This is a genomic window from Bacillus massiliglaciei (genome assembly GCF_900098925.1).
Classification (GTDB): domain Bacteria; phylum Bacillota; class Bacilli; order Bacillales; family DSM-1321; genus Peribacillus; species Peribacillus massiliglaciei.
This window is the reverse complement of sequence record NZ_LT622357.1, coordinates 1-22993: the sequence shown is the minus strand read 5'-3', so window position 1 is coordinate 22993 and position 22993 is coordinate 1. Positions and strand designations below refer to the sequence as shown.

Genomic DNA, 22993 nt, shown 5'->3' with positions numbered 1-22993 from the left:
AAAGAGTCTTCCTTCAGTCCTCGCGTCAGACGGCGGCTGCCTGAAGGGAAATCCTACGCCTAACGGGAGCGGAGTTTGTCTAAAGTTTGAAATCCGCCAAGAAAACGGCGGATTTTTTCTGTACTTTTTGAAGGGATAGTGAAAATTTACCGAAAAGCTGTTATGATTTTACATAACTAACATAACGATATCAAATTGTTTCTTTTTTCCTAGTAATTGCGTCTTTGTAGAAGGATTTGTCTTTTCCAATGGAAGGAGTGCCAGCATTGAACGGTGTACAGAAATTTTTTGTGAAAATCAAAGGGCTTTTGGCTCATAGAATATTCCAGGTTCTGCTCTTTATTCTTTTAGCTGCTGCTGCCTACGCTCTCATGTTTTCCAATGTAAGGCCTGAACAGATTGAAATTGAATTATTCAAGCCGGCAGAACAGACCATCAGGGCAACTAAAACGATTGAGGATACAGAAAAAACCGAGCAGGAAAAGGAAGAAATCATTAAGCAGGTAGCGGATGTATATACTTTGAAAAAGGAATATGCCCGCAATAAGGTGGACTTGATATCTTCCATCTATGATACGGCCATTGAAGTCCAGCAGGATACCGCCAAGGAGGAAGAGGAAGGCACCGAGAAGACGGTAAATCAAAAGGTCTCGATTCTGAAGGAACAATTAACGGATGAAGTGAATAAGGACATTGAGGACTCGGTTTTTGAAGCCTTGGTACAGGCGGATGAAGAAGACCTGAAAATTGCCAAGGACTTAACCATTACAGCTGTGAATAATGTGATGAGCACAAGAATTGCTTCAAGCGATGTGGAGAATGCGAAAAAGCGCGCGGAAGAAGAGCTGCGGTATACCAGTCTTGACAGAAGCCTGAAAGAAGCTTCCATTTCACTTGCCCGTTCGTCTATTATACAAAATGTCTTTTTTGACAAAGATAAGACGGAAGAGCAGCGCCAGAAGGCAGTGGAAAGCGTGGAACCGGTCCGTATTTTACAAGGGCAGATCATCGTGGAGGAAGGACAGCTGGTTGACAGGGAAGTCTATCGCCAGCTGACATTAGCAGGTTTTATCAATGGCGACTGGAATGTGTTCCCGTATATCGGACTGCTTCTGCTGGTCATTTTATTGTTTTCTGCGGTATATTACTTTTTCTTTAAATCAAAGGCGTCCAGTGAAACGGGATATAATCATCTAGTGATCTTCAGCATTGTCCTCCTTTTCACGATAAGTACAATGAAAGGATTGAGCCTTTTTTCCGGAATGAAGTCGGAATTGGGCTATTTCTTCCCGGTGGCGATGGCAGCGATGCTTGTCAAGATTCTGGTGAATGACCGGCTGGCTGTAGCTATGGCCATTTTGCTTTCTTCCTTTGGCACGATTATCTTTAACGGGGATGTTCCGGGCAATTTGGATTTCTCGATGGGACTGTATTTTCTGTTCAGCGGGCTTTCGGCAGTTATTGTGCTATCCGGAGAAAATTTCAAATCAAAAATTTTGCAGGCTGGGCTAGTCCTTTCCCTTTTGAACCTGGCTTTCATTTTTGCATTGATCTTTATCATGAATGGCAATTATACGAAAGTAGATTTCTTGTTTTATATAGCGGGAGCTCTCGTATCGGGACTGGGCTCAGCGGTTTTGACAATCGGTCTTCTGCCGTTTTTTGAGGCAGCGTTTGGGATTCTTTCTCCGATTAAGCTGCTGGAGCTTTCGAATCCGAATCATCCGCTTCTTAGGAAAATCCTTACGGAAGCACCCGGAACTTATCATCACAGTGTAATGGTCGCCAATCTGGCTGACTCTGCCTGTGAGGCTATCGGGGCCAACGGACTTTTAGCAAGGGTCGGATGTTATTACCATGATATTGGCAAAACGAAGCGGCCGCTGTTTTTTATCGAGAATCAAATCAATCAGGAAAATCCGCATGACAGGCTTGCACCGAATACAAGCAAGGACATTATCATTTCACATGCTTCAGACGGGGCAGAAATTCTCAGGAAACATAAGTTTCCAAAAGAAATCATCGATATTGCGCAGCAGCACCATGGTACGAGCCTGCTCCGCTTTTTCTATCATAAAGCTTGCAAGACACAGGAAAATATCGAGGAAACGGTGTATCGTTATCCTGGGCCGAAGCCGCAGACGAAGGAGATTGCAGTCATCAGCATTGCAGACAGCGTGGAAGCGGCGGTCCGTTCGATGCCTAATCCGACGAAGGAAAAAATCGATGAGCTGGTGGTTAACATCCTGAAAGAACGGGTAAATGACAATCAATTTGATGAATGTGACATTACTATGAGAGAATTAAACATTGTAAAGAATTCATTATGTGAATCCTTGCATGGAATCTTCCACTCCAGGATTGAATATCCGGAGCTGGATAAATAAATACAGAAGGTGAAGAAAATGCTTATAATTGACTTTATTGATGAAACGGATCATGTGGCGGATGAAGCCCAGGAATTGGTAGACAGGCTGCTTCAGTTTGCAGCCGGGAAAATTGGGATTGAAGAGGAGACTGAGCTGTCCGTTACATTTGTCGGGAATGACAGGATTCACGAAATCAATAAGCAATACCGAAATAAGGATGCTGCCACGGATGTGATTTCTTTTGCCTTGGAGGAAATGGGTGAGGGAGAAGTGGAAATCGTCGGTGCGGATATGCCGCGCATGCTTGGCGATATCATAATTTCCATTGACAGGACAAAGGAACAGGCAGAGGAGTATGGCCATTCTTTTGAAAGAGAGCTGGGATTCCTTGCTTTACATGGCTTCCTTCATCTTTTGGGATATGATCATATGACAGAAGAAGATGAAAAAGAGATGTTCACAAAACAAAAGGATATTCTTGAAGCATATGGGCTTTCGAGAGAATCGTGATAAACGATATCCGTTAGTGAAAAGCTTTGGGTTCGCTTTTGCAGGGATTTTTGAAGCGGTCAGGACAGAACGGAATATTCGGATTCATCTCGTCATGCTGGCGGCTGTGGCTGCCTGCGGAGTGTATTTTGAGGCAAGTCGGCTGGAGTGGCTGTTCATTCTGACAGCTGCTGCGGGAACGATTGCATTGGAATTGGTGAATTCTGCCCTTGAAAGAGTCGTCGACTTAGTCACGGCAGACTATCATCCGCTTGCTAAGCAGGCGAAGGATATTGCGGCTGGGGCTGTATTGATTTATGCTATATTTTCAATCATTATTGGATTGATCATTTTTGTACCGAAAATAGGAATATAAAGATGCTTCCTGGGGGGATTTTTTGATGAAAATAGAACAATTAATAGAAGAAGCGAAAAAAGCCCGTGAAAAGGCTTATGTGCCTTATTCTAAGTTCAAGGTCGGAGCAGCTCTGCTGACAGCGGAAGGAAAGGTCTACCATGGCTGCAATATTGAGAATGCGGCATACAGCATGTGCAACTGTGCAGAAAGAACTGCTCTTTTCAGTGCCTATGCTGTCGGTGATAAATCGTTCTCTGCCCTGGCTGTAGTGGCTGATACAGCAAGACCGGTACCCCCATGCGGTGCCTGCAGACAGGTTATTTCTGAACTTTGCAATCAGGATATGACGGTTTACCTGACAAACCTGCAGGGCGACGTACAGGAACTGACAGTGGCAGAATTACTGCCTGGAGCATTTACACAGGAGGATTTACATGGATAAATTATTTGATGAACAAACAAAAGGACATAAATCTGGTTTTATTTCAATCATCGGGCGTCCGAATGTTGGAAAAAGCACATTTCTGAACCGAGTGATTGGTCAGAAGATCGCAATTATGAGCGATAAGCCTCAAACGACCAGAAATAAAGTGCAAGGTGTCCTTACCCAGCAGGATTCCCAGATGATTTTTATTGATACACCAGGGATTCATAAACCGAAACATAAGCTTGGGGACTTTATGATGAAGGTAGCAACAAACACATTGAAAGAAGTCGATTTGATCCTCTTTATGATCAATGCGGCGGAAGGCTATGGACGCGGGGATGAGTTCATTATCGAGAAGCTTCAGTCCGTGAAGACGCCTGTATTCCTTGTTGTGAATAAGATTGATACCGTGCATCCTGACGAGCTGCTTCCGTTGATTGAAGGCTATCAGAATAAGCTTCCATTCGCTTCAGTCGTTCCGATTTCTGCCCTTGAAGGCAATAATGTCGATACGCTGCTTGCGCAGATTAAAGAACATTTGCCGGAGGGACCGCAATTTTATCCGGCGGATCAGGTGACGGATCATCCTGAGCGATTCATTATTTCAGAGCTGATCCGTGAAAAAGTGCTTCATTTGACCAGGGAGGAAATCCCCCATTCCGTTGCGGTTGTAATCGATTCCATCAAAAAAATGGACAACAGCGAGACCATTAATGTTATGGCGACGATCGTAGTGGAGAGAGATTCGCAAAAAGGAATCGTCATTGGCAAGCAGGGGAAAATGCTGAAGGAAGTCGGAAGCCGGGCCCGGACGGACATTGAAAACCTGCTTGGGTCGAAAGTGTTTCTTGAACTGTGGGTGAAAGTGCAGAAGGACTGGCGCAATAAGATGAGCCAGCTGCGGGATTATGGCTTTAACGAAGATGAATATTAATTAGCAAATTTTACGCTTCATGAAAATGGAGAATCAGGTCAAGCTACTTATAAGATAGAAAAATGAAATGACTGCTCAAAAAGAAAGGTGGGCTTTACATGTTGGATTTCACATGGGAAGTTTTTAGTGAAACAGGTAATCTGGACACCTATTTACTTTTTAAAGAGATAGAGGCGGAAAGACTGGAAAGTGCCGATGGATCGCTTGAAGAGCCAGTAGCAGAGAATTTCCCTATTTTATAAGGCAGCTGAACCGGAACCGGGGTGGCGGGTTTATGCTTCAAAAATGCGAAGGCATTGTCATCAGGCGAACTGATTATGGAGAGAATAATAAAATTATAACAATTTATACCCGTGAATTTGGGAAAATTGGGGTAATGGCAAGAGGGGCAAGCAAGCCGAACAGCAGGTTTGCCTCCGCTACCCAGCTTTTCTGTTACGGGTTTTTCCTTGTCACTCCCTCCAGCGGTCTCCGAAGCCTGCAGCAGGCAGAGCTTGCCGATTCGATGAGATATATACGGGAGGACCTTTATGCTACAGCATATGCCTCCTATATCGTTGAACTGCTGGACAGAAGTGTAGAAGACAAGAAGCCGAGCGGCTATTTATTTGAATTGCTCCATCAGACGCTTCATTACATCAATGAAGAATATGATCCGGAAGTGATGAAATTCATTTTTGAAATGAAAATGCTGCCTGTGAACGGAATTAGTCCGACACTCAATCATTGTGCGGTCTGCGGGGAGACGGAAGGTGAATTTTCATTCTCCTTCCGGGAGGGCGGCTTAATCTGCCATCGCTGTCTCGGTAAAGATCCGCGCAATGTGAAGATGTCTGCGGGAGCTGTCAGGCTGCTGCGTGTCTTTTACTACATGGATTTATCAAGACTTGGAACAATCTCAGTGAAGCCGGAGACGAAAAAGGAAATCAAGAAAATTATTGATACCTATTATGAGGAATATTCCGGGCTTCATTTGAAATCAAAGAAGTTTTTGAATCAGCTGGACTCGATGAAAGATTTATTTTGAGGTTGACAAGTACAGATGTCTTGTATAAAATTCTAAACATCAAAATATGTAATGCAATGAAGGAAAAGAGTACCTGACTTTTTTCATAGAAGCGAACCCGGGACGGTGGAAGCCGGGATATGAATAATCAGGGAAGGGCATTCCGGAGCATGCTGATCCTGCCATACGGCAGTTTTGAAAGTGGTCGCCAGTATAGGCGGCAATTAGGGTGGAACCGCGGGTAACTCTCGTCCCTATGCTTTATTAAGGCATAGGGATGGGAGTTTTTTTTGTACATAAATAAGGATTCCCATGTGTAGCGAATGGCTTGAATCAGACCCTATGCAGATCAGGCCTGAAAAATTATTCCGGAGGTGCCAAGCACGATGAATATCCAAAACATGATTTTAACCTTGCAAAAGCATTGGTCAGAGCAGGGATGCATTCTAATGAATGCATATGATGTAGAAAAAGGGGCGGGTACAATGAGCCCTTATACTTTCCTGCGCACAATAGGTCCAGAGCCTTGGAATGTAGCGTATGTAGAGCCGTCACGCCGTCCTGCTGACGGACGTTACGGGGAAAATCCAAACAGGCTTTATCAGCACCATCAGTTCCAGGTGATCATGAAACCGTCACCGGATAATATCCAGGAATTATATCTTGATTCTTTGAAGGCGCTCGGCATCAATCCGCTTGAGCATGATATCCGTTTCGTCGAAGATAACTGGGAAAACCCGTCTCTTGGCTGTGCGGGCCTTGGATGGGAAGTATGGCTGGACGGGATGGAAATCACCCAGTTTACTTATTTCCAGCAGGTGGGAGGACTTGAATGCAAGCCGGTATCTGTGGAAATTACTTATGGAATCGAGCGTCTTGCTTCTTATATCCAGGACAAGGAAAACGTCTTTGACTTGGAATGGACAGACGGTTTCACGGTAAGGGACATTTTCGGCATGCCGGAATATGAACATTCTAAATATACATTCGAGACATCGAATCTCGATATGCTGTTCGAGCTGTTCAATATGTATGAAAAAGAAGCGCATCGCCAAATGGAGGCAGGACTTGTGCATCCGGCTTATGATTACGTGCTGAAGTGCTCTCATGCGTTTAACCTTCTGGATGCAAAAGGGGCAATATCGGTAACGGAACGGACAGGGTATCTGGCGCGCTGCCGGAATCTGGCCCGCAAAGTAGCGAAGACTTTTTATGAAGAACGGGAAAAACTGGGCTTCCCAATGCTGAAGGTGAAGGGGGAGAATACAAATGAGCAAGCGTGACTTATTATTAGAAATCGGCTTAGAAGAAATGCCGGCCCGGTTTGTAACGGGATCCATGAATCAGCTTTCGGAAAAAGTCCAAAAATGGCTGACTGAGAAGGCAATAGAGTTTGGGGAAGTAAAAGCTTACTCAACTCCTAGAAGACTTGCCGTTGTGATCCGCGATGTGGCAGAGGCACAGCAGGATATTGAAGAAGAGGCAAAAGGTCCGGCGAAAAAAATTGCACTTGATGCTGAAGGCAATTGGACAAAGGCAGCTATCGGCTTTACGCGCGGTCAGGGAATGAATGTGGAAGACATTTATTTCAAAGAACTGAACGGTGTGGAATATGTCCATGTCAATAAATTCATTAAAGGCCAGCAGACAAAAGCTCTTCTGCCGGAGCTGGAACATATTATCACAGGGATGACATTCGGCAAGAATATGCGCTGGGCGGAACAAGAGCTGCGGTTTATCCGTCCGATTAAATGGCTGATTGCTTTGTTCGGACAGGAAGTTGTGCCATTCTCGATTACCGGAGTTGAAACAGGGAATGAGACAAAGGGGCATCGGTTCCTTGGCGGGGCAGTAACGATTCAGTCTCCTGCAGACTACGAAGAATCGTTGAAGAATCAGTTTGTCATTGCTGATGCGGACGTGCGCCGGGAAATGATCCTTACTCAGATTCATGATCTTGAAGAGAAACAAGGGTGGGTCATCCCGGTTGATGAAGATCTACTGGAAGAGGTCAACAATCTTGTTGAATATCCTACTGCCCTGTTCGGAAACTTTGAAGAGGAATTTCTTGAGCTTCCAAGTGAGGTATTGATTACTTCCATGAAAGAACATCAGCGTTACTTCCCGGTTAAAGATGCTGAAGGCAGCCTTCTCTCTCATTTTGTAACCGTGCGTAACGGAAATGCTGAGCACCTGGATACCGTATCCCGGGGAAATGAAAAAGTGCTGCGCGCCCGTCTATCAGATGCAGCATTCTTTTACAAAGAAGACCAAAAGAAAGAGATTGCCGATTATCTGGAAAAACTCGATTCCATTGTCTATCATGAGGAAATCGGGACATTGGCAGAAAAAACAGCACGTGTAGCGTCCTTAACAGGCGCATTGACAGATGCCCTTTCACTTGGTGTGGATAAAGAGCTTGCGCTTCGTGCAGCTTCTATTGCAAAGTTTGATTTAGTCAGTCAAATGGTCTATGAATTCCCTGAACTGCAGGGATATATGGGCGAAAAATATGCTCTTCTTAAAGGGGAGGACAAAGCGGTCGCTGCAGCGATTCATGAGCATTACATGCCGAAATCAGCAGACGATAATGTGCCGCCTTCAGACATCGGAGCTATTTTAAGTGTTGCTGAAAAAATCGATACAGTCGCTTCCTTCTTTGCAATTGGAAAGATTCCGACAGGTTCTCAGGATCCATACGCATTAAGACGCCAGGCAAGCGGAATTGTTCAAATTCTGAAAGAGAAGAAATGGAATATTTCACTTGAAGAAATTGTCGGCCTTGCATTGAATCTTATCGAAGAAAGAGGAATTGTGAAGGGCAATGTCGAAGAAGTGAAAGCAGAGATGCTGTCATTCTTCAAAGCGCGGGTTAAGCATATGCTCCAGGAAGAACACATTCAGCATGATTTAATTGACGCTCTTTTAGATGGTTCTATCGGCCGCATTCATTCACTTGCTGAGCGGGCATTGGTACTGGAAAATCATAAATCACAGCAAGGATTTAAAGAGACGCTTGAGGCACTGAGCCGTGTGATGAATATTGCTGTAAAATGTGAAGAACCGGTAAAAGTAAATCCTGAACTGTTTGAAAACGATTTTGAGAAAGCTTTATTCGATAAATACCAATCTGTTTTAGCCGGATATCAGAAGGCGGAACAGGAGGAAGAAAAATTCAGCCAGCTTGCCAGTCTTCAGACAGAGATCGAACAATATTTTGAAAATACAATGGTCATGGCCGAGGATGAAGGGCTGCGCAGAAACCGCCTTTCCCTGATGAAAGAAATCAGCGGGCTTGTAGGAAGCTTTGCATCGGTTAATAAAATTCTAGTATGAAACAAAGATGTCCCGGATGGATGATTCTGATCCGGGACATTTACAAAGAATATGGCTCATAATAGATAGATTTCAATATATGTTCAACTAAACGGTATAGTATATTATAATTGTAGAATAAGTATGCCTGTTTAACTGTAATGTAATACAATATTACTTTTCTCTGCTAAAGCCGTAGGGTGGTGACTAAAATCGAATTAAGTAAGCGCCAAGAGCAAATCTTGGAGATTGTAAAAGAAAATGGTCCGATAACAGGGGAACATATTGCTGAGCGCTTAAACCTGACAAGGGCGACTTTAAGGCCTGATTTAGCGATCCTGACCATGTCTGGTTTTTTGGAAGCAAGACCTAGAGTCGGGTATTTTTATACAGGCCGCTCTGATATGCAAATGCTGAGTGAAAGTCTGAATAAGCTTCGTGTGATGGACTATCAATCCATTCCAGTGGTTGTCGATGAAGGGATTTCCGTTTATGATGCCATTGTGATGATGTTTTTGGAGGATGTCGGGACGATGTTCGTGGTGGACAAGCATGCACTGCTTGTCGGCGTGCTTTCCCGAAAAGATTTGCTGCGGGCAAGCATTGGCAAGCAAGAACTTTCCTCCATTCCCGTCAATATCATTATGACACGAATGCCGAATATAACGATGTGCACGAAAGAAGATTTATTGACCGATGTAGCCAAAAAGCTGATTGAAAAACAAATCGACGCACTTCCGATCGTAAAAGAAACAGATAAAGGCTTTGAGGTAATTGGCAGGATTACGAAAACAAATATTACAAAGGCTTTCGTTGCTTTAGCGAATGAAGGTTATTAGGGGGCTTGCAAAGGGATGACAGGAAATTTGGGTGGATCGATCATTTATGTTGTATCCGATTCGGTCGGAGAAACGGCTGAATTAGTGACAAAGGCTGCAGCAAGCCAGTTTAAGGGATCTTTTGCAATTAAAAGGATTCCTTATGTAGATGATGAGCAAAACATTGACAGTGTAATTTCCTTAGCTAAGATGCACGAAGGCGTGATTGCCTATACATTAATCAAGCCTGATATGCGGGCTTACATGAAGAATGAAGCGGCAAGAGCGGGCATTTTAGCTTATGATATTCTTGGACCTTTAGTAAACATGCTGGAAGAAAAAGCGCAGTCTCAGCCGCTGAATGAGCCAGGGCTTGTCCGGAAGCTGGATGATGATTATTTCAAGAGGGTAGAAGCTATTGAATTCGCTGTGAAATATGATGACGGCCGGGATCCGCGCGGCATTTTGCGTGCGGATATTGTCTTGGTCGGTGTTTCCAGAACCTCTAAAACGCCATTGTCGCAATATTTGGCACATAAACGCTTTAAAGTGGCCAATGTGCCGCTCGTTCCGGAGGTAGAGCCGCCGGAGGAATTATTTCTTGTGCCTCCGGAAAAATGCATCGGGCTGAAAATCAGCCCTGAGAAGCTGAACCATATCCGTAAAGAACGCCTGAAGTCTTTAGGGCTCAATGATCATGCGATTTATGCGAATGTGGAACGGATCCGGGAGGAATTGACGTACTTTGATTCCATCATCTCCAAGCTTGATTGCCCGATTATTGATGTGACTAATAAGGCAGTAGAGGAAACGGCAAACCTGATTATTAACATTTTGCAAAACCGCAGCCAGGATCGAAACGGATCAACTATATAAAAGGATGAAACAGCACCGAAGGCGGGACCAGTTCGGCAAGAGCTGGCTCCCTTTTATATGTTTGGACAGCGGGGAATGCCCCCGTTGTTTTTCCGTGCCTGTAAAACGGCAATCAGGCATGGCACTGTGTTCCCGAAAATCCATCCTGTAAGGCTGGATGCAGCCCTTTATACGCTTTTAAAAAATATTATGTAAAACGCAATCTTATTATTGGCAACTTAGAAGAAAATAGACTATAATAAAAAATTGTGAGAAAAAAGGTTTAGAGTTAAACAATAAGGAATAGAATAAAGATATTGAGAATGTCAAGATTTGTACCGGAAAAATTTCGACATTTGTCCGGGCGGCAAAGAATCGAGGTATAAAAAAGGATTATGCAGAAAGATGTAGAATTACATGTTAGGAAGAATAAGCCCCGCATATACGTCGATGCAGATGCCTGTCCGGTCAAAGCTGGAATCCTGCAGCTCGCCGCGGTACACCAAGTGGAAGCTGTCTTTGTCGCATCCTATAAAAATATGATGAGTGAGCCTGAGGGGAAATGGGTTTACGTGGACGCGGACAAGGAAGCGGCCGATCTATATATAGCCAATGCGGTAAAACGGGGAGATGTCGTGGTGACAGCGGATATTGGATTAGCGGGAACGCTGGTAGCAAAGGGTGTTTATGTTCTTTCCCCGAGGGGAAAGGAGTACAATGACCACAACATTTCCATGCTGTTGGATATGCGCTACCAATCGGCAAAAATGAGAAGACAGGGCAAGCATTCGAAGGGGCCGAAGGCTTTTACGAAAGAAGACAGAGCTTTATTTACTAGAGAGCTTGCAAAGCTTTTGTCGAACTTTGAAGGGAATCAACATTCCATATCGAATTAAAAAATAGCGCCGAAACGTAAGGTGGAAATATGACAAGTGCCCGAATAGATGATGAAAAAATCACTCAAATTCGAGAATCGGTAGATATTGTGGATGTAATCGGTGAATACGTTCAATTGAAAAAACAAGGGCGAAATTATTTCGGCCTTTGTCCTTTTCATGGTGAAAATACCCCTTCATTCTCCGTTTCGGCCGATAAGCAGATCTTTCATTGCTTTGGCTGCGGCGCCGGCGGGAATGTTTTTACATTCTTAATGGATATGGAAGGGTATAATTTTGTAGAAGCGGCAAAAAACCTGGCTGAAAAAGGAAATATCCCTCTGGATGTGGAAATTAATAAGGACCACGGACGTTCGCATGTACCGGCCGGATCGGCTCAGATGCTTGAAGCACATGAGCTGTTAAGAAAATTCTATCATCATTTGCTCATGAATACAAAAGAAGGCCAGGAAGCGCTTGAATATCTAATGAATCGCGGCTTTACTGAAGAGGCCATTGAGAAATTCCAAATTGGCTACTCTCTTGATTCATGGGATTTTGCTGCGAAATTACTTTCAAAACGGGGATTTTCCCCGGAATTGATGGAGCAGGGCGGTTTAATCATCCATAGAGAAAAAGATGGGAAATACTTTGACCGGTTTCGTAATAGGGTCATGTTCCCGATCATGGATCATCAAGGAAATACCATCGCCTTTTCCGGCAGGGCGCTTGGGGAAGACGAGCCTAAATACCTGAACAGTCCCGAGACACCCATTTTTAATAAAAGTAAGGTATTATATAATTTCCAGCTTGCCAGACCCCATATTCGGAAAAAGGAACAGGCAGTCATCTTTGAAGGGTTTGCTGACTGCATATCAGCTGTCCGTGCAGGAGTGGAGAATTCTTTAGCCACAATGGGCACGGCGCTGACCGATCAGCACATTCAGCTGCTGAAACGGAATACAGATCAAATCGTGATCTGTTATGATTCGGACTCTGCAGGACTGAATGCAGCAAACAGGGCAGCCAGCATGCTTCAGGAACATGGCTTCCATCTGAAGGTTGCCTTGATGCCAGATAAACTGGATCCCGATGACTATATCAGAAAGTATGGCGAGAAAAGCTTTGTTTCTGATGTAATAGGGGGCAGTCTTACCTATATGGCATTCAAAATGCACTATCTCCGTCTGGGGAAAAATTTAAATAATGAAGGAGATCGAATTCCATACATTGAAGCTGTATTGAAGGAAATTTCCCACCTGCCCAGCGCGGTAGAGAGAGATCATTATTTAAGGCAGCTGGCCTCCGAATTTTCTTTATCATTGGAGGCACTCGAGCAGCAGCAGCGTCAGACGTTCTTCTCAGAAAGAAAAAAAGGAAATCTTCAGGCTCAGGCTCAGCCGGTCAAGGTGAGCCTGCAATATGAGCACAAGCTAAGACCTGCTTATTATAATGCAGAGACGAAGCTGATTGCACACATGCTTCGCAGCAAGGAGACCGCTTATAAAATTCAGCAGATGCTTGGAAATGCTTCGCTTCATATTGATGAGCATCAGGCAGTCATCACCTATTTATATGGATTTTATGAAGAGGGGCATGAAGCAGATACGAGCCTTTTCCTTACGTATCTGCCAGATCCCAACCTGAGAAGAATAGTCTCTGAAATAGAAATGATGTCAGTGAATGAGGAAGTTTCCGACAAAGAACTGACTGATTATATAAATCAAGTGTTGAAATATGAAAAAGTGTTAAAGATAAAGGAAAAAGAAGCAGAAGAAAAAGAAGCGGTACGCCGCAGCGATCATCTGCGAGCTGCACAGATCGCTATGGAAATCATTCAGATGAGAAAGATGTTATAGCAATGGCAGCAGAGGTGCAAGTTTTGGAAGGAGGGGAACTAATGGCTGAGAAACCAGCACGTTCCAAAGAGGTTGATAATGAATTGAGTCTTGATCAGGTGAAGGAACAATTAGTCGAGCTAGGCAAAAAGAGAGGCTCGTTAACATTAGAGAAAATTGCTGAAAAAATTGGCAGTTTTGAATTAGATTCCGATCACATGGATGAGTTTTATGAGTATCTTGGAGAACATGGCATCGAAGTTCTTACAGACGGAGAAGAGGAAGATGAAGATGATCCGAATGTGAAGGTGCTGGCAAAAGAAGAAGAATTCGATTTAAATGATTTAAGCGTTCCTCCGGGCGTTAAAATTAATGATCCGGTCCGGATGTACTTAAAGGAAATCGGCCGTGTGGACTTATTATCTGCGGAAGAGGAAATTTCCCTTGCAAAGAGAATCGAAGAAGGCGATGAAGAAGCGAAACGCCGCCTTGCAGAAGCAAACCTGCGTCTGGTTGTCAGCATTGCAAAACGCTATGTGGGCCGTGGCATGCTTTTCCTTGATTTAATCCAAGAAGGAAATATGGGTCTGATTAAGGCTGTTGAAAAATTCGATTACCGCAAAGGATATAAATTCAGTACGTATGCAACATGGTGGATCCGTCAGGCCATTACAAGGGCGATTGCCGATCAGGCAAGAACCATCCGGATTCCTGTGCATATGGTCGAAACCATCAATAAACTGATCCGGGTTCAAAGACAGCTTCTTCAGGATCTTGGACGCGAACCGCTTCCGGAAGAGATTGCGGAAGATATGGATTTGACTCCTGAAAAGGTAAGGGAAATCCTGAAAATTGCTCAAGAGCCAGTTTCTTTAGAGACTCCGATTGGGGAAGAGGACGATTCCCACCTTGGAGACTTTATTGAAGACCAAGATGCTACCTCTCCTTCTGAGCATGCAGCGTATGAACTTTTGAAAGAGCAGCTGGAAGATGTCCTGGATACATTAACCGACAGGGAAGAAAACGTTCTGAGACTCCGTTTCGGACTCGATGACGGACGCACACGCACGCTTGAGGAAGTCGGCAAGGTATTTGGCGTAACCCGTGAAAGGATTCGTCAGATTGAAGCGAAGGCGCTTCGGAAGTTAAGGCATCCAAGCCGAAGCAAGCGTCTAAAGGACTTTTTAGAATAGAAAGTTCGGGGCCATTTTGGATTTTTTAATTCAAAATGGCTTTTTTTATGGGCTTTTTCTCAGAGAAGGCAAGCAATGGTGAAACTCTTTTCCATTTCTGCCGATATACTTAGTGAATACATATTAGGACGTGTAGCCATGGAAGAACAACGAAAAAAGATTATTATGCAGGAAATACAATATTGGAAAGAAAGCAAAATGCTTCCCGGCCATTACTGTGATTTTCTGTTTGCCTTATACAGCGGCGGCGACAAGCTGGAAGAGAATGAAGAACAGCCTGAAGACAGACGTACTGCAAAAATGCTTCTTCTTTCAGGAATGGCTGCCTTGCTTCTGGCTAATCTGGTTTTGAATTATTTTACAGAAGTTAACCGCGTATTGCAAATCGGTTTTCCGCTTATTTCTGTTTTGATTATCATCTGGCTTGGTTTTCGGTATTTTAAGAACAGCCTTCTGTTCCAGTTTGCGATGGTCTTTGCTGCTTTGCTCATGCTTGTTTCCTCTGTAAAAATAACAGATATACTGTTCTCTGAATCGTTGTACGCAGCGGATTATATTGTAATGGGGCAGTGTGCTGTCTGGATGATCATTGGGAAAAAATATAAATTTACGTATTTTTTGATTGGCGGTTCGGCCGGAATGCTGCTCGTTCTTTACCAATTAGCCAAGTTATATTTTATCTAGGCATAACGGTCTGGAATCCCTTCTTGTTTTTATGAACAGAAGGGATTATTTTTGTAAAAAAAATGAAAAAATATAAGATGTTTACTTTTTTCTCTTTTCCTTCTATATAATTTACAGTAAAATTATAGGTGCTTGTATATAATATTTGGGATGAATAGGTTTTACATAAGGGGGGTAATTCTTAATGAATCGCAATCCGGTATTGCCGTATATCGTCATCATGATTTTTGGAATCGGGCTGGTGTTCATGCTTTCTTTTAAGGGAATTGGCGATGCAAAAGATATGGCCAAGGAAAAAGAAGGCGGGGAAAAGACGGAGGAGTCTGCAGATACTGCTTCTGCCAGTCCGGAAGAGATTTATAAACAAAACTGTGTAAGCTGTCATGGAGATGCCTATCAGGGCGGAGTCGGGCCTGAATTGAAGGGTGTGGGAGACCGTCTGTCAGTGGATGAAGTGAAAACGACAATCAAAAACGGCAGGGGAGCTATGCCGGCGGGGCTGGTTCCTGAGGATAAGCTCGATGAGATGGCCGAATTTATCCATGGATTAAAATAATCCGTCATCTGATTTGTCAGCAGGATTTAAAATTCCTTTTCTCTGAATCCGTTTTCAAACTAGTTAATAAGGAGGCTCAGGAGGAAATCTCCTGAGTTTTTTTCATTCGGGGACACGGCGGATGTAAAGGTAATGAGGTTTACGGTCTGCTGAAATCCCTTTTATGACTCGCAGAATGTTTCAACACTTGTTATAATTTTAAGGGTATGCTAGAAATAGCGTTAAGAATACATAGTTAGGTGTGTTGATAATATGAATCATGAAAGACTGTCGCTGCGTCTTGAACGTGTAGCTTCTTATATAACGAAGGGCAGTGTACTGGCCGATATAGGCTCAGATCATGCCTATTTGCCTTGTTATGCCGTTGAACAAGGCTTCTGTGAACAGGCCATTGCTGGTGAGGTAGTTGAAGGCCCTTACCAATCTGCCCTGAAGCAGGTAAAGGAAACGGGACTTGCTGACCGGATTGAAGTCCGAAAAGGGAACGGGCTGGAGGTTTTAGAGGAAGACGAGGCCACCTGCATCACGATTGCCGGGATGGGAGGGACCTTGATATCTGATATATTGGAGCGCGGGAAAAGCAAGCTGGGACGGGCAGACAGGCTTGTGCTCCAGCCGAATGTAGGCGAGCGCGCAGTACGAAGCTGGCTGATTGACAATGGCTGGGAACTTATTGCAGAAGAAATCTTGGAAGAAGACAAAAAGATTTATGAAGTGCTGGTCGCTGAAAAAGGGAACCCTCTTACTCCGTATGAAGGGAATAAAGAGAGAAAGCTGACGTTCGGGCCATGGCTGCTGGAACAAAAAAGTCCTGTTTTTAAGAAAAAGTGGTCCTTGGAAAGGCAGCATTTGCTCAAAGTGATTGAGCAGCTTGAAAAAGCCGAACGGCAGGGAGAACAGCTGAAGGAGAAACGGCAGGAGCTCCTTGAGCGGATTTCTGAAATTGAGGAGGTGCTTGACTGATGAAGAAAGTCAACGGTCATCAAATCATTGGGTTATTTGAACAATTTTCTCCGAAGAAGTATGCTGCGATGGAAGGAGATCCCATCGGACTGCAGATAGGCCAATTAAGTAAACCGGTTACGAAGGTTCTTACTGCGTTGGATGTAACGGAGGAAGTGGCGGAAGAAGCGATCGCAAATGGGGCGGAACTAATTATCGCACACCATCCGCTTATTTTCCGTCCGCTGAAAAAGCTGGATTTATCGACGGCTGCGGGAAGAATCATCGAAAAATTGATCAAGCATGATATTGCGGTTTATGCAGCGCATACGAACCTTGATGTGGCAAAAGGAGGAGTGAACGACCTTCTTGCCGAGGCACTTGGGCTAAAACACGCAGAGGTGCTTGTCCCAACGTTCGAAATCGGACTGAAAAAGCTGGCTGTATATGTGCCTAAAGAATCTGAAGCAAAAGTAAGAGCAGCGCTTGGAAGTGCAGGGGCTGGCGCTATAGGAAACTACAGTCATTGTTCCTTTTCAGCGGAAGGGACCGGCCGTTTTATGCCGGAAGAAGGAACCAATCCTTATATCGGAACAAAGGGTGAAATGGAGTCAGTCAATGAAATTCGGATTGAAACCGTGTACCCAGAAGACATAGAAAAACAGATTCTTACAGCTATGATAAAAGCACATCCATATGAAGAAGTGGCTTATGACATTTATAAGCTTGAGAATCAGGGAGAAGTGCTGGGCCTTGGGCGAATTGGCGATTTGCCTGAAGCGATGACTCTTGGCGAATTTGCTGAATACGTCAAGAAGGCACTTGATGTGCCGGCCGTACGGTTTGTCGGTGACTCCAGCGCAAAGGTGAAGAAGGTCGCTGTTTTAGGCGGCGACGGCAATAAATATTTCAAGGCTGCTAAATTTCAAGGGGCAGACGTCTATGTAACAGGGGACATGTATTATCACGTTGCCCACGATGCTATGCAGATCGGCCTGAATATCGTCGATCCCGGACATAATGTAGAAAAAGTCATGAAAGCGGGCGTCGCGCGAGTGTTAGACGGCATGTGCAAGGAAAGAGACTGGGCGGTTGAATTCCTGCCGTCTGAGCTAAATACAGACCCTTTCCAGTTCAGATAAATGGTTTAAAGAATTAGGCAAGGAACCAGGAGAATTCTTTCCCGGTTCTTTTGTCGTTTTAAAAAAATTTGAAAAGGCCAGAAGTTGCAGAGACAAAAAAACGGCAGGAAAGCCCAGATATATCGAGCTTCCCTGCCATCTGTGATTATTTCGGTACCTTGATTTTTGGCAAGATTTTATTTAATGGTGTTTTCTTTTCCGTGTTCCATGTCTCCGGATCGGCCTCATCGTATTTTTCGATGAAGCTGATTACTTCCTTCGTAATCGGAGTAGGAGTAGACGCACCGGAAGTTACGCCAACCACTTTAGCACCTTTAAGCCATTCGAGCTGAAGTTCTGAAATATCGGCAATCCGGTAAGCTTGTGTACCGGCAATTTCTTCCGATACTTGTGCGAGACGGTTGGAGTTGTTGCTTTTGGGGTCTCCTACCACAATGACAACATCTGCTTCACCGGCCTGCTTGGCTACAGCTTCCTGCCTTACCTGTGTAGCCATACAGATTTCTTTGTGGATTTCCGCATTCGGGAAACGCTCTTTGACTTTTTCCATGATGTGAGATACATCCCATTGGCTCATCGTGGTCTGGTTTGTCACGATGATTTTTTCGCCGGTCAGATTCAGCTGATTTACTTCCTCTTCATTTTGAACGAGATGGACGGCGTGGGGAGCGACGCCTACTGCTCCTTCTGGCTCTGGATGTCCTTTTTTTCCAATATAGATGATATGGTAACCCTGTGCTTCCTTTTCCCGGATCAGGTCATGCGTCACAGTTACGTCAGGACAGGTTGCATCCAGCGTAACCAATCCTTTTTTCTTGGCAATTTCCCGGATTTCAGGGGAAACGCCGTGGGCTGTAAAGATAACCGTTCCTGAATCTACTTTTTCAATAATTTCTTTCCGGTTGGAACCGTCTAGGGTAATGATGCCGTCTTCCTCAAATGCGTCTGTAACGTGTTTGTTATGGACGATCATCCCTAAGATATAAATCGGACGGGGCAGTGTTTTATCTAAAGCCGCGTTCCTGGCGATGACCATGGCGTCAACAACACCATAACAATAGCCGCGCGGTGATATTTTAAGTACTTTCATTTGCTGGTCCTCCTTCAAGGCAAGAAACTTCGAATAACTCCATTCTATTATATAAGAGGATGGCTGAGAATACAAAATATCATGCCGAAAGGAGGAAGGGGGTTATATAAATAATTTAGGAGAACTGCCGCCTTCTTTCTTTCTTGAAGCGGAAACTGTCCTTTTTTTAGGCTTCGGCTGATTGCTTATATCGGGCCGGATCGGTTCTTCATTTGTAACGGCTGCGGGTTCCGGGTTCGATGCCGCACGGGCAGGCTCTGTTTCTTTTGAACCTGATCCAAATCCCTTAACGAAATTCCATACGTTCGGGAGGGTCTTGAAAGCAGATCCATATTGCTGAACCATTGGAGTGACTTGTTCTGCTGCCTGAAGAACCTTCTGGGTATTGGCAAGCATGCCATTTAGCGCTTCAGGATTTGTGAGAGTCTGCATGATTCCTCCGCTGCTTCGCTCTTCCTTTTTAGCATGCTGGCTTGAAGGAGGAGGGCTGAATCTGCTGGCCGGCGGAACAGGCGCCTTTTCTTTGTTTTTGCCTAGAAATTTCGATAAAAGACCTTCTTTTTTAGGCTGCTGCGTCTGCGGCCCCTGCCTTCCCGGAATTTGCTTAAAGGCGCTGGGCTGCTGTCTCTGCGGTCCGCGGCCTGTCGGGTTTTGGTTTTGGCTGGGCCGTGCCTGGGGAGGAAAGGGCCTTGGCGGAAGCTGATTTCTGTACATAGGCATAGGCTGCATGTTTCCGGGCTGATTCATTTGGGGAGGAGTCTGCGGTCCGCCCCTTCTGGGGAAATGGCTGCTGTACGGACTGGGAAATTGATTGGGGAACATGAGTTAATCTCCTTTCGAAACATTTTCATTCCTCGTATAAAATATGCAGGAGCAGCGGAAAAGGTTTGATGAAGGGGAAAAGAAGTCTTGGTAATAGTTGTGCTGGCGCGGAAAAGAAGGTAAGATGATTACAATAGTTGTTCGGATTCCTCTTTGCGAGCTGATGTGGATGCTTGCTTTTTTTATGTGTAAAAAGTGTCTGAAGGGATGAGCAGAAGGGCTGCTTGCACATTTTATCCGTCATTTATTATAATAACAGGACATGCTTAATGGCCTGATGAAGTATAAAGGAGTTTTGAGATGAAACAAAACCAATTTGAGCGATTTAATTTGAAGAGCTACATGATAGATGCGGTCAACGCTTTAGGGTTCTATAAGCCGACAGAAATCCAGGAACGGGTCATTCCGTCCATTAAAAACGGAAACAGTATTATCGGTCAGTCGCAGACAGGTACAGGAAAAACACATGCTTACCTGCTTCCGATCATGGACAGGCTCGATGCAGAAAAAAGCGAGGTCCAGGCAATCATTGCGGCCCCAACCCGTGAGCTGGCTAACCAAATCTATAAAGAAGCACTGAAAATTGCTGAACACTTTCCAGAGGACAGGCAAATCCAGGTCCGGATGTTTATTGGCGGTACGGATAAGCAGCGTACGATTGATAAGCTGAAGACACAGCCGCAGCTGATTATCGGAACACCGGGAAGAATTAAGGATCTCGTCGAAGTGCAGGCACTGCAGGTTTTCACTGCCGATACCCTTGTTGTGGATGAGGCTGATTTGATGCTGGATATGGGCTTTATCGAGGATGTGGATAATTTTGCCTCCAGAATGGCAGAGTCCATCCAAATGCTGGTATTCTCAGCGACGATCCCAGAAAAGTTGAAGCCATTTTTAAAGAAATATATGGACAATCCAAAGTATGTTCATGTTAATCCGAAACAGGCAGCTGCAGCAAAAATTGAACATTTGCTGATTCCTTCCAAACATCGTGATAAAATTCAGCTTCTTCATGACATTGCGGTTCGATTTAATCCGTATCTGGGAATTATTTTCACCAATACGAAGAAAATGGCTGACGAGGTAGCCGATGCCCTGATTGCAAAGGGACTTAAGGTGGGACGGATTCATGGCGACCTGTCACCGCGTGACCGGAAACGGATGATGAAGCAGATAGACCAGCTTGATTTCCAATATATTGTAGCCACCGATCTTGCGGCGCGGGGCATTGATATTGAGGGTGTTACACATGTTATTAACTATGAGCTTCCTTCTGATCTTGATTTTTATATTCACCGTACAGGACGGACTGCGCGTGCAGGGAATGACGGAATAGCTGCAACTATTTATGAGACATCCGACGAAGATGCGCTTAATAGGCTTGAGAAGATGGGGATCACATTCCACGATGCAGATATTCAAAAAGGTGACTGGGTGGAAATTGATGATCGCAACAAACGAAAGAACCGTAAAAAGCAAGCGTCATCTGCTGATTTACAGGCAAAAACGAAAGTAAGAAAATCTACAAAGGTAAAGCCTGGATACAAGAAAAAACATGCCAGGGAAGTGGCGGAGTTCAAAAAACGCCAGAGACGGGCGGAAAAAAAGAAAAGATAAGAATAAAAGGGAGAATGAGAGATGCTTAAAATTGGATCACATGTTTCAATGAGCGGTAAAAAAATGCTGCTTGGCGCAAGTGAAGAAGCGGCATCGTACGGCTCAAATACCTTCATGATCTATACGGGTGCTCCGCAAAATACAAGAAGGAAAAAAATCGAGGAACTCAATATTGATGCCGGCCAGCTTCATATGTCGGAAAACGGAATGAGCGATATCATCGTCCATGCCCCTTATATCATCAATATCGGCAATACGACGAACCCAGCTACATTTGAGCTTGGTGTCAACTTCTTGAGAAGCGAAATAGACAGGACGGAGGCAATCGGTGCCAGACAGATTGTCCTTCATCCAGGCGCCCATGTCGGAGCAGGCAGCGAAGTCGGAATCAAGAGAATCATTGAAGGCCTCAATGAAGTGCTCACGAGTGATGACAAAGTTCAAATTGCACTGGAAACGATGGCCGGCAAAGGATCTGAATGCGGAAGGTCTTTTGAAGAATTGGCTATGATCATTGACGGTGTGACGCATAATGAAAAGCTGTCCATATGTATGGATACCTGTCATATACATGATGCAGGCTACAATGTTGTCGAGGATTTCGACGGAGTATTGAATGAATTTGATAAGGTTGTCGGCATTGACCGCATTAAAGTCCTTCATATTAATGACAGCAAAAACGAACGCGGCGCACGTAAGGACAGACATGAAAATATAGGTCTCGGCCATATAGGATTTGATGCGTTAAGCTACGTTGTTCATCATCCGCAATTAATGGACATTCCTAAAATCTTGGAGACACCATTTGTCGGAGAAGACAAGAACAGCAAAAAGCCTCCATACCGTTTTGAAATTGAAATGCTGCGTAACAAAGTCTTTGCAGAGAATCTGCTTGAACAAATCACAAATGGATAAACGGCAAGATCAATAATGAGCAGAATCTTTATTTCTGTTCAGGTTCATGTTGTAAAAGAGAGCATTCGCATAAGATGCTCTCTTTTTGTATGTTGAAATGGACTGAAGAATTCTTTTGAGAGTTAGTTATTGACTTAGCTCGGATTAAGTAGTAAATTAATAAAGCTGCTTCGCGGCAGAGCTAACTGAATAACTTTCTTTGGGAAAACAAATCTCGAGAAGGAAGTTGACTTCCGCGAAATATAATGATATAGTAATAGATGTCGCTGATACGCGGCAGAATCGTTTTCTTCCTTCGATTTCATTCGTTTGAGAGAGGAAAGAAAATAAAAAAAGAAGTTGACTTCTGCGAAACAAGATGATATGATAGATAAAGTCATCACACAGATGAAGTGAACGAAATTGCTCTTTGAAAACTGAACAAAACAAAGCGTAAGCGTACGATATATAGTGAACTAACACTATTTAAAAAAAGTAATGTTGATCATTGATATATGTCAATGCCAGCACTTCTATGAGCAAGTCAAACATTCTTCGGAGAGTTTGATCCTGGCTCAGGACGAACGCTGGCGGCGTGCCTAATACATGCAAGTCGAGCGAATCAAAGGGAGCTTGCTCCCGGAGATTAGCGGCGGACGGGTGAGTAACACGTGGGCAACCTGCCTGTAAGACTGGGATAACTTCGGGAAACCGGAGCTAATACCGGATAGTTTCTTCCCTCTCATGAGGGAAGATGGAAAGACGGTCT

Annotated in this window: 22 protein-coding genes, 1 rRNA gene and 1 other annotated feature; of the genes, 21 read left to right on the top strand and 2 right to left on the bottom strand. The window is 44.2% G+C overall.

From position 1 onward, the window contains the following. Nucleotides 1-266: 266 nt before the first annotated feature. From BQ4305_RS05770 to BQ4305_RS05685, 18 genes are all read left to right on the top strand, one after another. Nucleotides 267-2387, top strand: coding sequence for an HD family phosphohydrolase (locus BQ4305_RS05770; protein ID WP_110927343.1), 2121 nt, complete (start codon nucleotides 267-269; stop codon nucleotides 2385-2387). Nucleotides 2388-2405: 18 nt separating this feature from the next. Beyond that, the gene (gene ybeY, locus BQ4305_RS05765; RefSeq protein WP_110926907.1) at nucleotides 2406-2879 is read left to right on the top strand and encodes an rRNA maturation RNase YbeY; all 474 of its coding nucleotides are present in this window, start codon (nucleotides 2406-2408) and stop codon (nucleotides 2877-2879) included. Further along, a complete protein-coding gene (locus BQ4305_RS05760) occupies nucleotides 2857-3234 on the top strand; it encodes a diacylglycerol kinase family protein (RefSeq protein WP_110926906.1) in 378 nt (125 codons plus the stop codon). The genes ybeY and BQ4305_RS05760 overlap by 23 nt, the downstream gene beginning before the upstream one ends. Before the next feature lie 25 nt (nucleotides 3235-3259). Next, nucleotides 3260-3658, top strand: coding sequence for a cytidine deaminase (locus BQ4305_RS05755; protein ID WP_110926905.1), 399 nt, complete (start codon nucleotides 3260-3262; stop codon nucleotides 3656-3658). After that, the gene (gene era, locus BQ4305_RS05750; RefSeq protein ID WP_110926904.1) at nucleotides 3651-4577 is read left to right on the top strand and encodes a GTPase Era; all 927 of its coding nucleotides are present in this window, start codon (nucleotides 3651-3653) and stop codon (nucleotides 4575-4577) included. The genes BQ4305_RS05755 and era overlap by 8 nt, the downstream gene beginning before the upstream one ends. Nucleotides 4578-4675: 98 nt before the next feature. Beyond that, complete coding sequence (locus tag BQ4305_RS05745; protein ID WP_110926903.1) at nucleotides 4676-4819, top strand: YqzL family protein; 144 nt, start codon at nucleotides 4676-4678, stop codon at nucleotides 4817-4819. Between the two features lie 32 nt (nucleotides 4820-4851). Further along, complete coding sequence (gene recO, locus BQ4305_RS05740; RefSeq protein ID WP_110926902.1) at nucleotides 4852-5604, top strand: DNA repair protein RecO; 753 nt, start codon at nucleotides 4852-4854, stop codon at nucleotides 5602-5604. Nucleotides 5605-5651: 47 nt separating this feature from the next. After that, nucleotides 5652-5842 (top strand) — a binding site (T-box leader). A 127-nt stretch (nucleotides 5843-5969) separates the two neighbouring features. Next, on the top strand, nucleotides 5970-6866 hold the full coding sequence (gene glyQ, locus BQ4305_RS05735) for a glycine--tRNA ligase subunit alpha (protein ID WP_110926901.1): 897 nt from the start codon (nucleotides 5970-5972) through the stop codon (nucleotides 6864-6866). Beyond that, complete coding sequence (gene glyS / locus BQ4305_RS05730) at nucleotides 6853-8919, top strand: glycine--tRNA ligase subunit beta (protein WP_110926900.1); 2067 nt, start codon at nucleotides 6853-6855, stop codon at nucleotides 8917-8919. The genes glyQ and glyS overlap by 14 nt, the downstream gene beginning before the upstream one ends. A gap of 182 nt (nucleotides 8920-9101) precedes the next feature. Further along, on the top strand, nucleotides 9102-9737 hold the full coding sequence (locus tag BQ4305_RS05725) for a transcriptional regulator CcpN (protein ID WP_199880586.1): 636 nt from the start codon (nucleotides 9102-9104) through the stop codon (nucleotides 9735-9737). Between the two features lie 15 nt (nucleotides 9738-9752). Beyond that, the gene (locus BQ4305_RS05720; protein WP_110926898.1) at nucleotides 9753-10592 is read left to right on the top strand and encodes a pyruvate, water dikinase regulatory protein; all 840 of its coding nucleotides are present in this window, start codon (nucleotides 9753-9755) and stop codon (nucleotides 10590-10592) included. A gap of 374 nt (nucleotides 10593-10966) precedes the next feature. Further along, complete coding sequence (locus BQ4305_RS05715; protein WP_110926897.1) at nucleotides 10967-11467, top strand: YaiI/YqxD family protein; 501 nt, start codon at nucleotides 10967-10969, stop codon at nucleotides 11465-11467. Between the two features lie 29 nt (nucleotides 11468-11496). Beyond that, entirely contained in the window at nucleotides 11497-13305 is a 1809-nt protein-coding gene (gene dnaG / locus BQ4305_RS05710) for a DNA primase (protein ID WP_110926896.1), read from the top strand. Nucleotides 13306-13346: 41 nt separating this feature from the next. Next, complete coding sequence (rpoD, locus tag BQ4305_RS05705) at nucleotides 13347-14477, top strand: RNA polymerase sigma factor RpoD (protein ID WP_110926895.1); 1131 nt, start codon at nucleotides 13347-13349, stop codon at nucleotides 14475-14477. 75 nt (nucleotides 14478-14552) lie between these two features. Then, nucleotides 14553-15161, top strand: coding sequence for a hypothetical protein (locus BQ4305_RS05700; protein ID WP_110926894.1), 609 nt, complete (start codon nucleotides 14553-14555; stop codon nucleotides 15159-15161). 184 nt (nucleotides 15162-15345) lie between these two features. Then, on the top strand, nucleotides 15346-15717 hold the full coding sequence (gene cccA, locus BQ4305_RS05695) for a cytochrome c550 (protein ID WP_110926893.1): 372 nt from the start codon (nucleotides 15346-15348) through the stop codon (nucleotides 15715-15717). A 252-nt stretch (nucleotides 15718-15969) separates the two neighbouring features. After that, entirely contained in the window at nucleotides 15970-16680 is a 711-nt protein-coding gene (locus BQ4305_RS05690; RefSeq protein WP_110926892.1) for a tRNA (adenine(22)-N(1))-methyltransferase, read from the top strand. Next, nucleotides 16680-17801 carry a Nif3-like dinuclear metal center hexameric protein gene (locus BQ4305_RS05685; RefSeq protein WP_110926891.1) on the top strand — a complete coding sequence of 374 codons (1122 nt, stop codon included), beginning with the start codon at nucleotides 16680-16682 and terminating at the stop codon, nucleotides 17799-17801. Before BQ4305_RS05690 ends, BQ4305_RS05685 begins: the two co-directional genes overlap by 1 nt. A gap of 145 nt (nucleotides 17802-17946) precedes the next feature. Here the strand turns inward: BQ4305_RS05685 and BQ4305_RS05680 are convergent, their stop codons facing one another. Next, nucleotides 17947-18891 carry a 4-hydroxy-3-methylbut-2-enyl diphosphate reductase gene (locus tag BQ4305_RS05680; RefSeq protein ID WP_110926890.1) on the bottom strand — a complete coding sequence of 315 codons (945 nt, stop codon included), beginning with the start codon at nucleotides 18889-18891 and terminating at the stop codon, nucleotides 17947-17949. 102 nt (nucleotides 18892-18993) lie between these two features. Next, nucleotides 18994-19713: a VrrA/YqfQ family protein gene (vrrA, locus tag BQ4305_RS05675; protein WP_110926889.1), complete on the bottom strand. Its 720-nt coding sequence runs from the start codon at nucleotides 19711-19713 to the stop codon at nucleotides 18994-18996. 300 nt (nucleotides 19714-20013) lie between these two features. Between vrrA and BQ4305_RS05670 the strand changes: the two genes are divergently transcribed. From BQ4305_RS05670 to BQ4305_RS05660, 3 genes are all read left to right on the top strand, one after another. After that, nucleotides 20014-21330 carry a DEAD/DEAH box helicase gene (locus tag BQ4305_RS05670; RefSeq protein ID WP_110926888.1) on the top strand — a complete coding sequence of 439 codons (1317 nt, stop codon included), beginning with the start codon at nucleotides 20014-20016 and terminating at the stop codon, nucleotides 21328-21330. A gap of 21 nt (nucleotides 21331-21351) precedes the next feature. After that, nucleotides 21352-22245: a deoxyribonuclease IV gene (locus tag BQ4305_RS05665; RefSeq protein ID WP_110926887.1), complete on the top strand. Its 894-nt coding sequence runs from the start codon at nucleotides 21352-21354 to the stop codon at nucleotides 22243-22245. A gap of 531 nt (nucleotides 22246-22776) precedes the next feature. After that, nucleotides 22777-22993: ribosomal RNA gene (locus BQ4305_RS05660) — 16S ribosomal RNA — on the top strand; the annotation flags it as partial.

Bases quoted from the DNA above. Each gene is read 5' to 3' on its own strand.
- ybeY (WP_110926907.1), top strand. From the start codon at position 2,406: ATGCTTATAATTGACTTTATTGATGAAACGGATCATGTGGCGGATGAA.
- BQ4305_RS05760 (WP_110926906.1), top strand. From the start codon at position 2,857: ATGGGCTTTCGAGAGAATCGTGATAAACGATATCCGTTAGTGAAAAGC.
- BQ4305_RS05755 (WP_110926905.1), top strand. From the start codon at position 3,260: ATGAAAATAGAACAATTAATAGAAGAAGCGAAAAAAGCCCGTGAAAAG.
- era (WP_110926904.1), top strand. From the start codon at position 3,651: ATGGATAAATTATTTGATGAACAAACAAAAGGACATAAATCTGGTTTT.
- BQ4305_RS05745 (WP_110926903.1), top strand. From the start codon at position 4,676: ATGTTGGATTTCACATGGGAAGTTTTTAGTGAAACAGGTAATCTGGAC.
- recO (WP_110926902.1), top strand. From the start codon at position 4,852: ATGCTTCAAAAATGCGAAGGCATTGTCATCAGGCGAACTGATTATGGA.
- glyQ (WP_110926901.1), top strand. From the start codon at position 5,970: ATGAATATCCAAAACATGATTTTAACCTTGCAAAAGCATTGGTCAGAG.
- glyS (WP_110926900.1), top strand. From the start codon at position 6,853: ATGAGCAAGCGTGACTTATTATTAGAAATCGGCTTAGAAGAAATGCCG.
- BQ4305_RS05720 (WP_110926898.1), top strand. From the start codon at position 9,753: ATGACAGGAAATTTGGGTGGATCGATCATTTATGTTGTATCCGATTCG.
- BQ4305_RS05715 (WP_110926897.1), top strand. From the start codon at position 10,967: ATGCAGAAAGATGTAGAATTACATGTTAGGAAGAATAAGCCCCGCATA.
- dnaG (WP_110926896.1), top strand. From the start codon at position 11,497: ATGACAAGTGCCCGAATAGATGATGAAAAAATCACTCAAATTCGAGAA.
- rpoD (WP_110926895.1), top strand. From the start codon at position 13,347: ATGGCTGAGAAACCAGCACGTTCCAAAGAGGTTGATAATGAATTGAGT.
- BQ4305_RS05700 (WP_110926894.1), top strand. From the start codon at position 14,553: ATGGTGAAACTCTTTTCCATTTCTGCCGATATACTTAGTGAATACATA.
- cccA (WP_110926893.1), top strand. From the start codon at position 15,346: ATGAATCGCAATCCGGTATTGCCGTATATCGTCATCATGATTTTTGGA.
- BQ4305_RS05690 (WP_110926892.1), top strand. From the start codon at position 15,970: ATGAATCATGAAAGACTGTCGCTGCGTCTTGAACGTGTAGCTTCTTAT.
- BQ4305_RS05685 (WP_110926891.1), top strand. From the start codon at position 16,680: ATGAAGAAAGTCAACGGTCATCAAATCATTGGGTTATTTGAACAATTT.
- BQ4305_RS05680 (WP_110926890.1), bottom strand. From the start codon at position 18,891: ATGAAAGTACTTAAAATATCACCGCGCGGCTATTGTTATGGTGTTGTT.
- vrrA (WP_110926889.1), bottom strand. From the start codon at position 19,713: ATGTTCCCCAATCAATTTCCCAGTCCGTACAGCAGCCATTTCCCCAGA.
- BQ4305_RS05670 (WP_110926888.1), top strand. From the start codon at position 20,014: ATGAAACAAAACCAATTTGAGCGATTTAATTTGAAGAGCTACATGATA.
- BQ4305_RS05665 (WP_110926887.1), top strand. From the start codon at position 21,352: ATGCTTAAAATTGGATCACATGTTTCAATGAGCGGTAAAAAAATGCTG.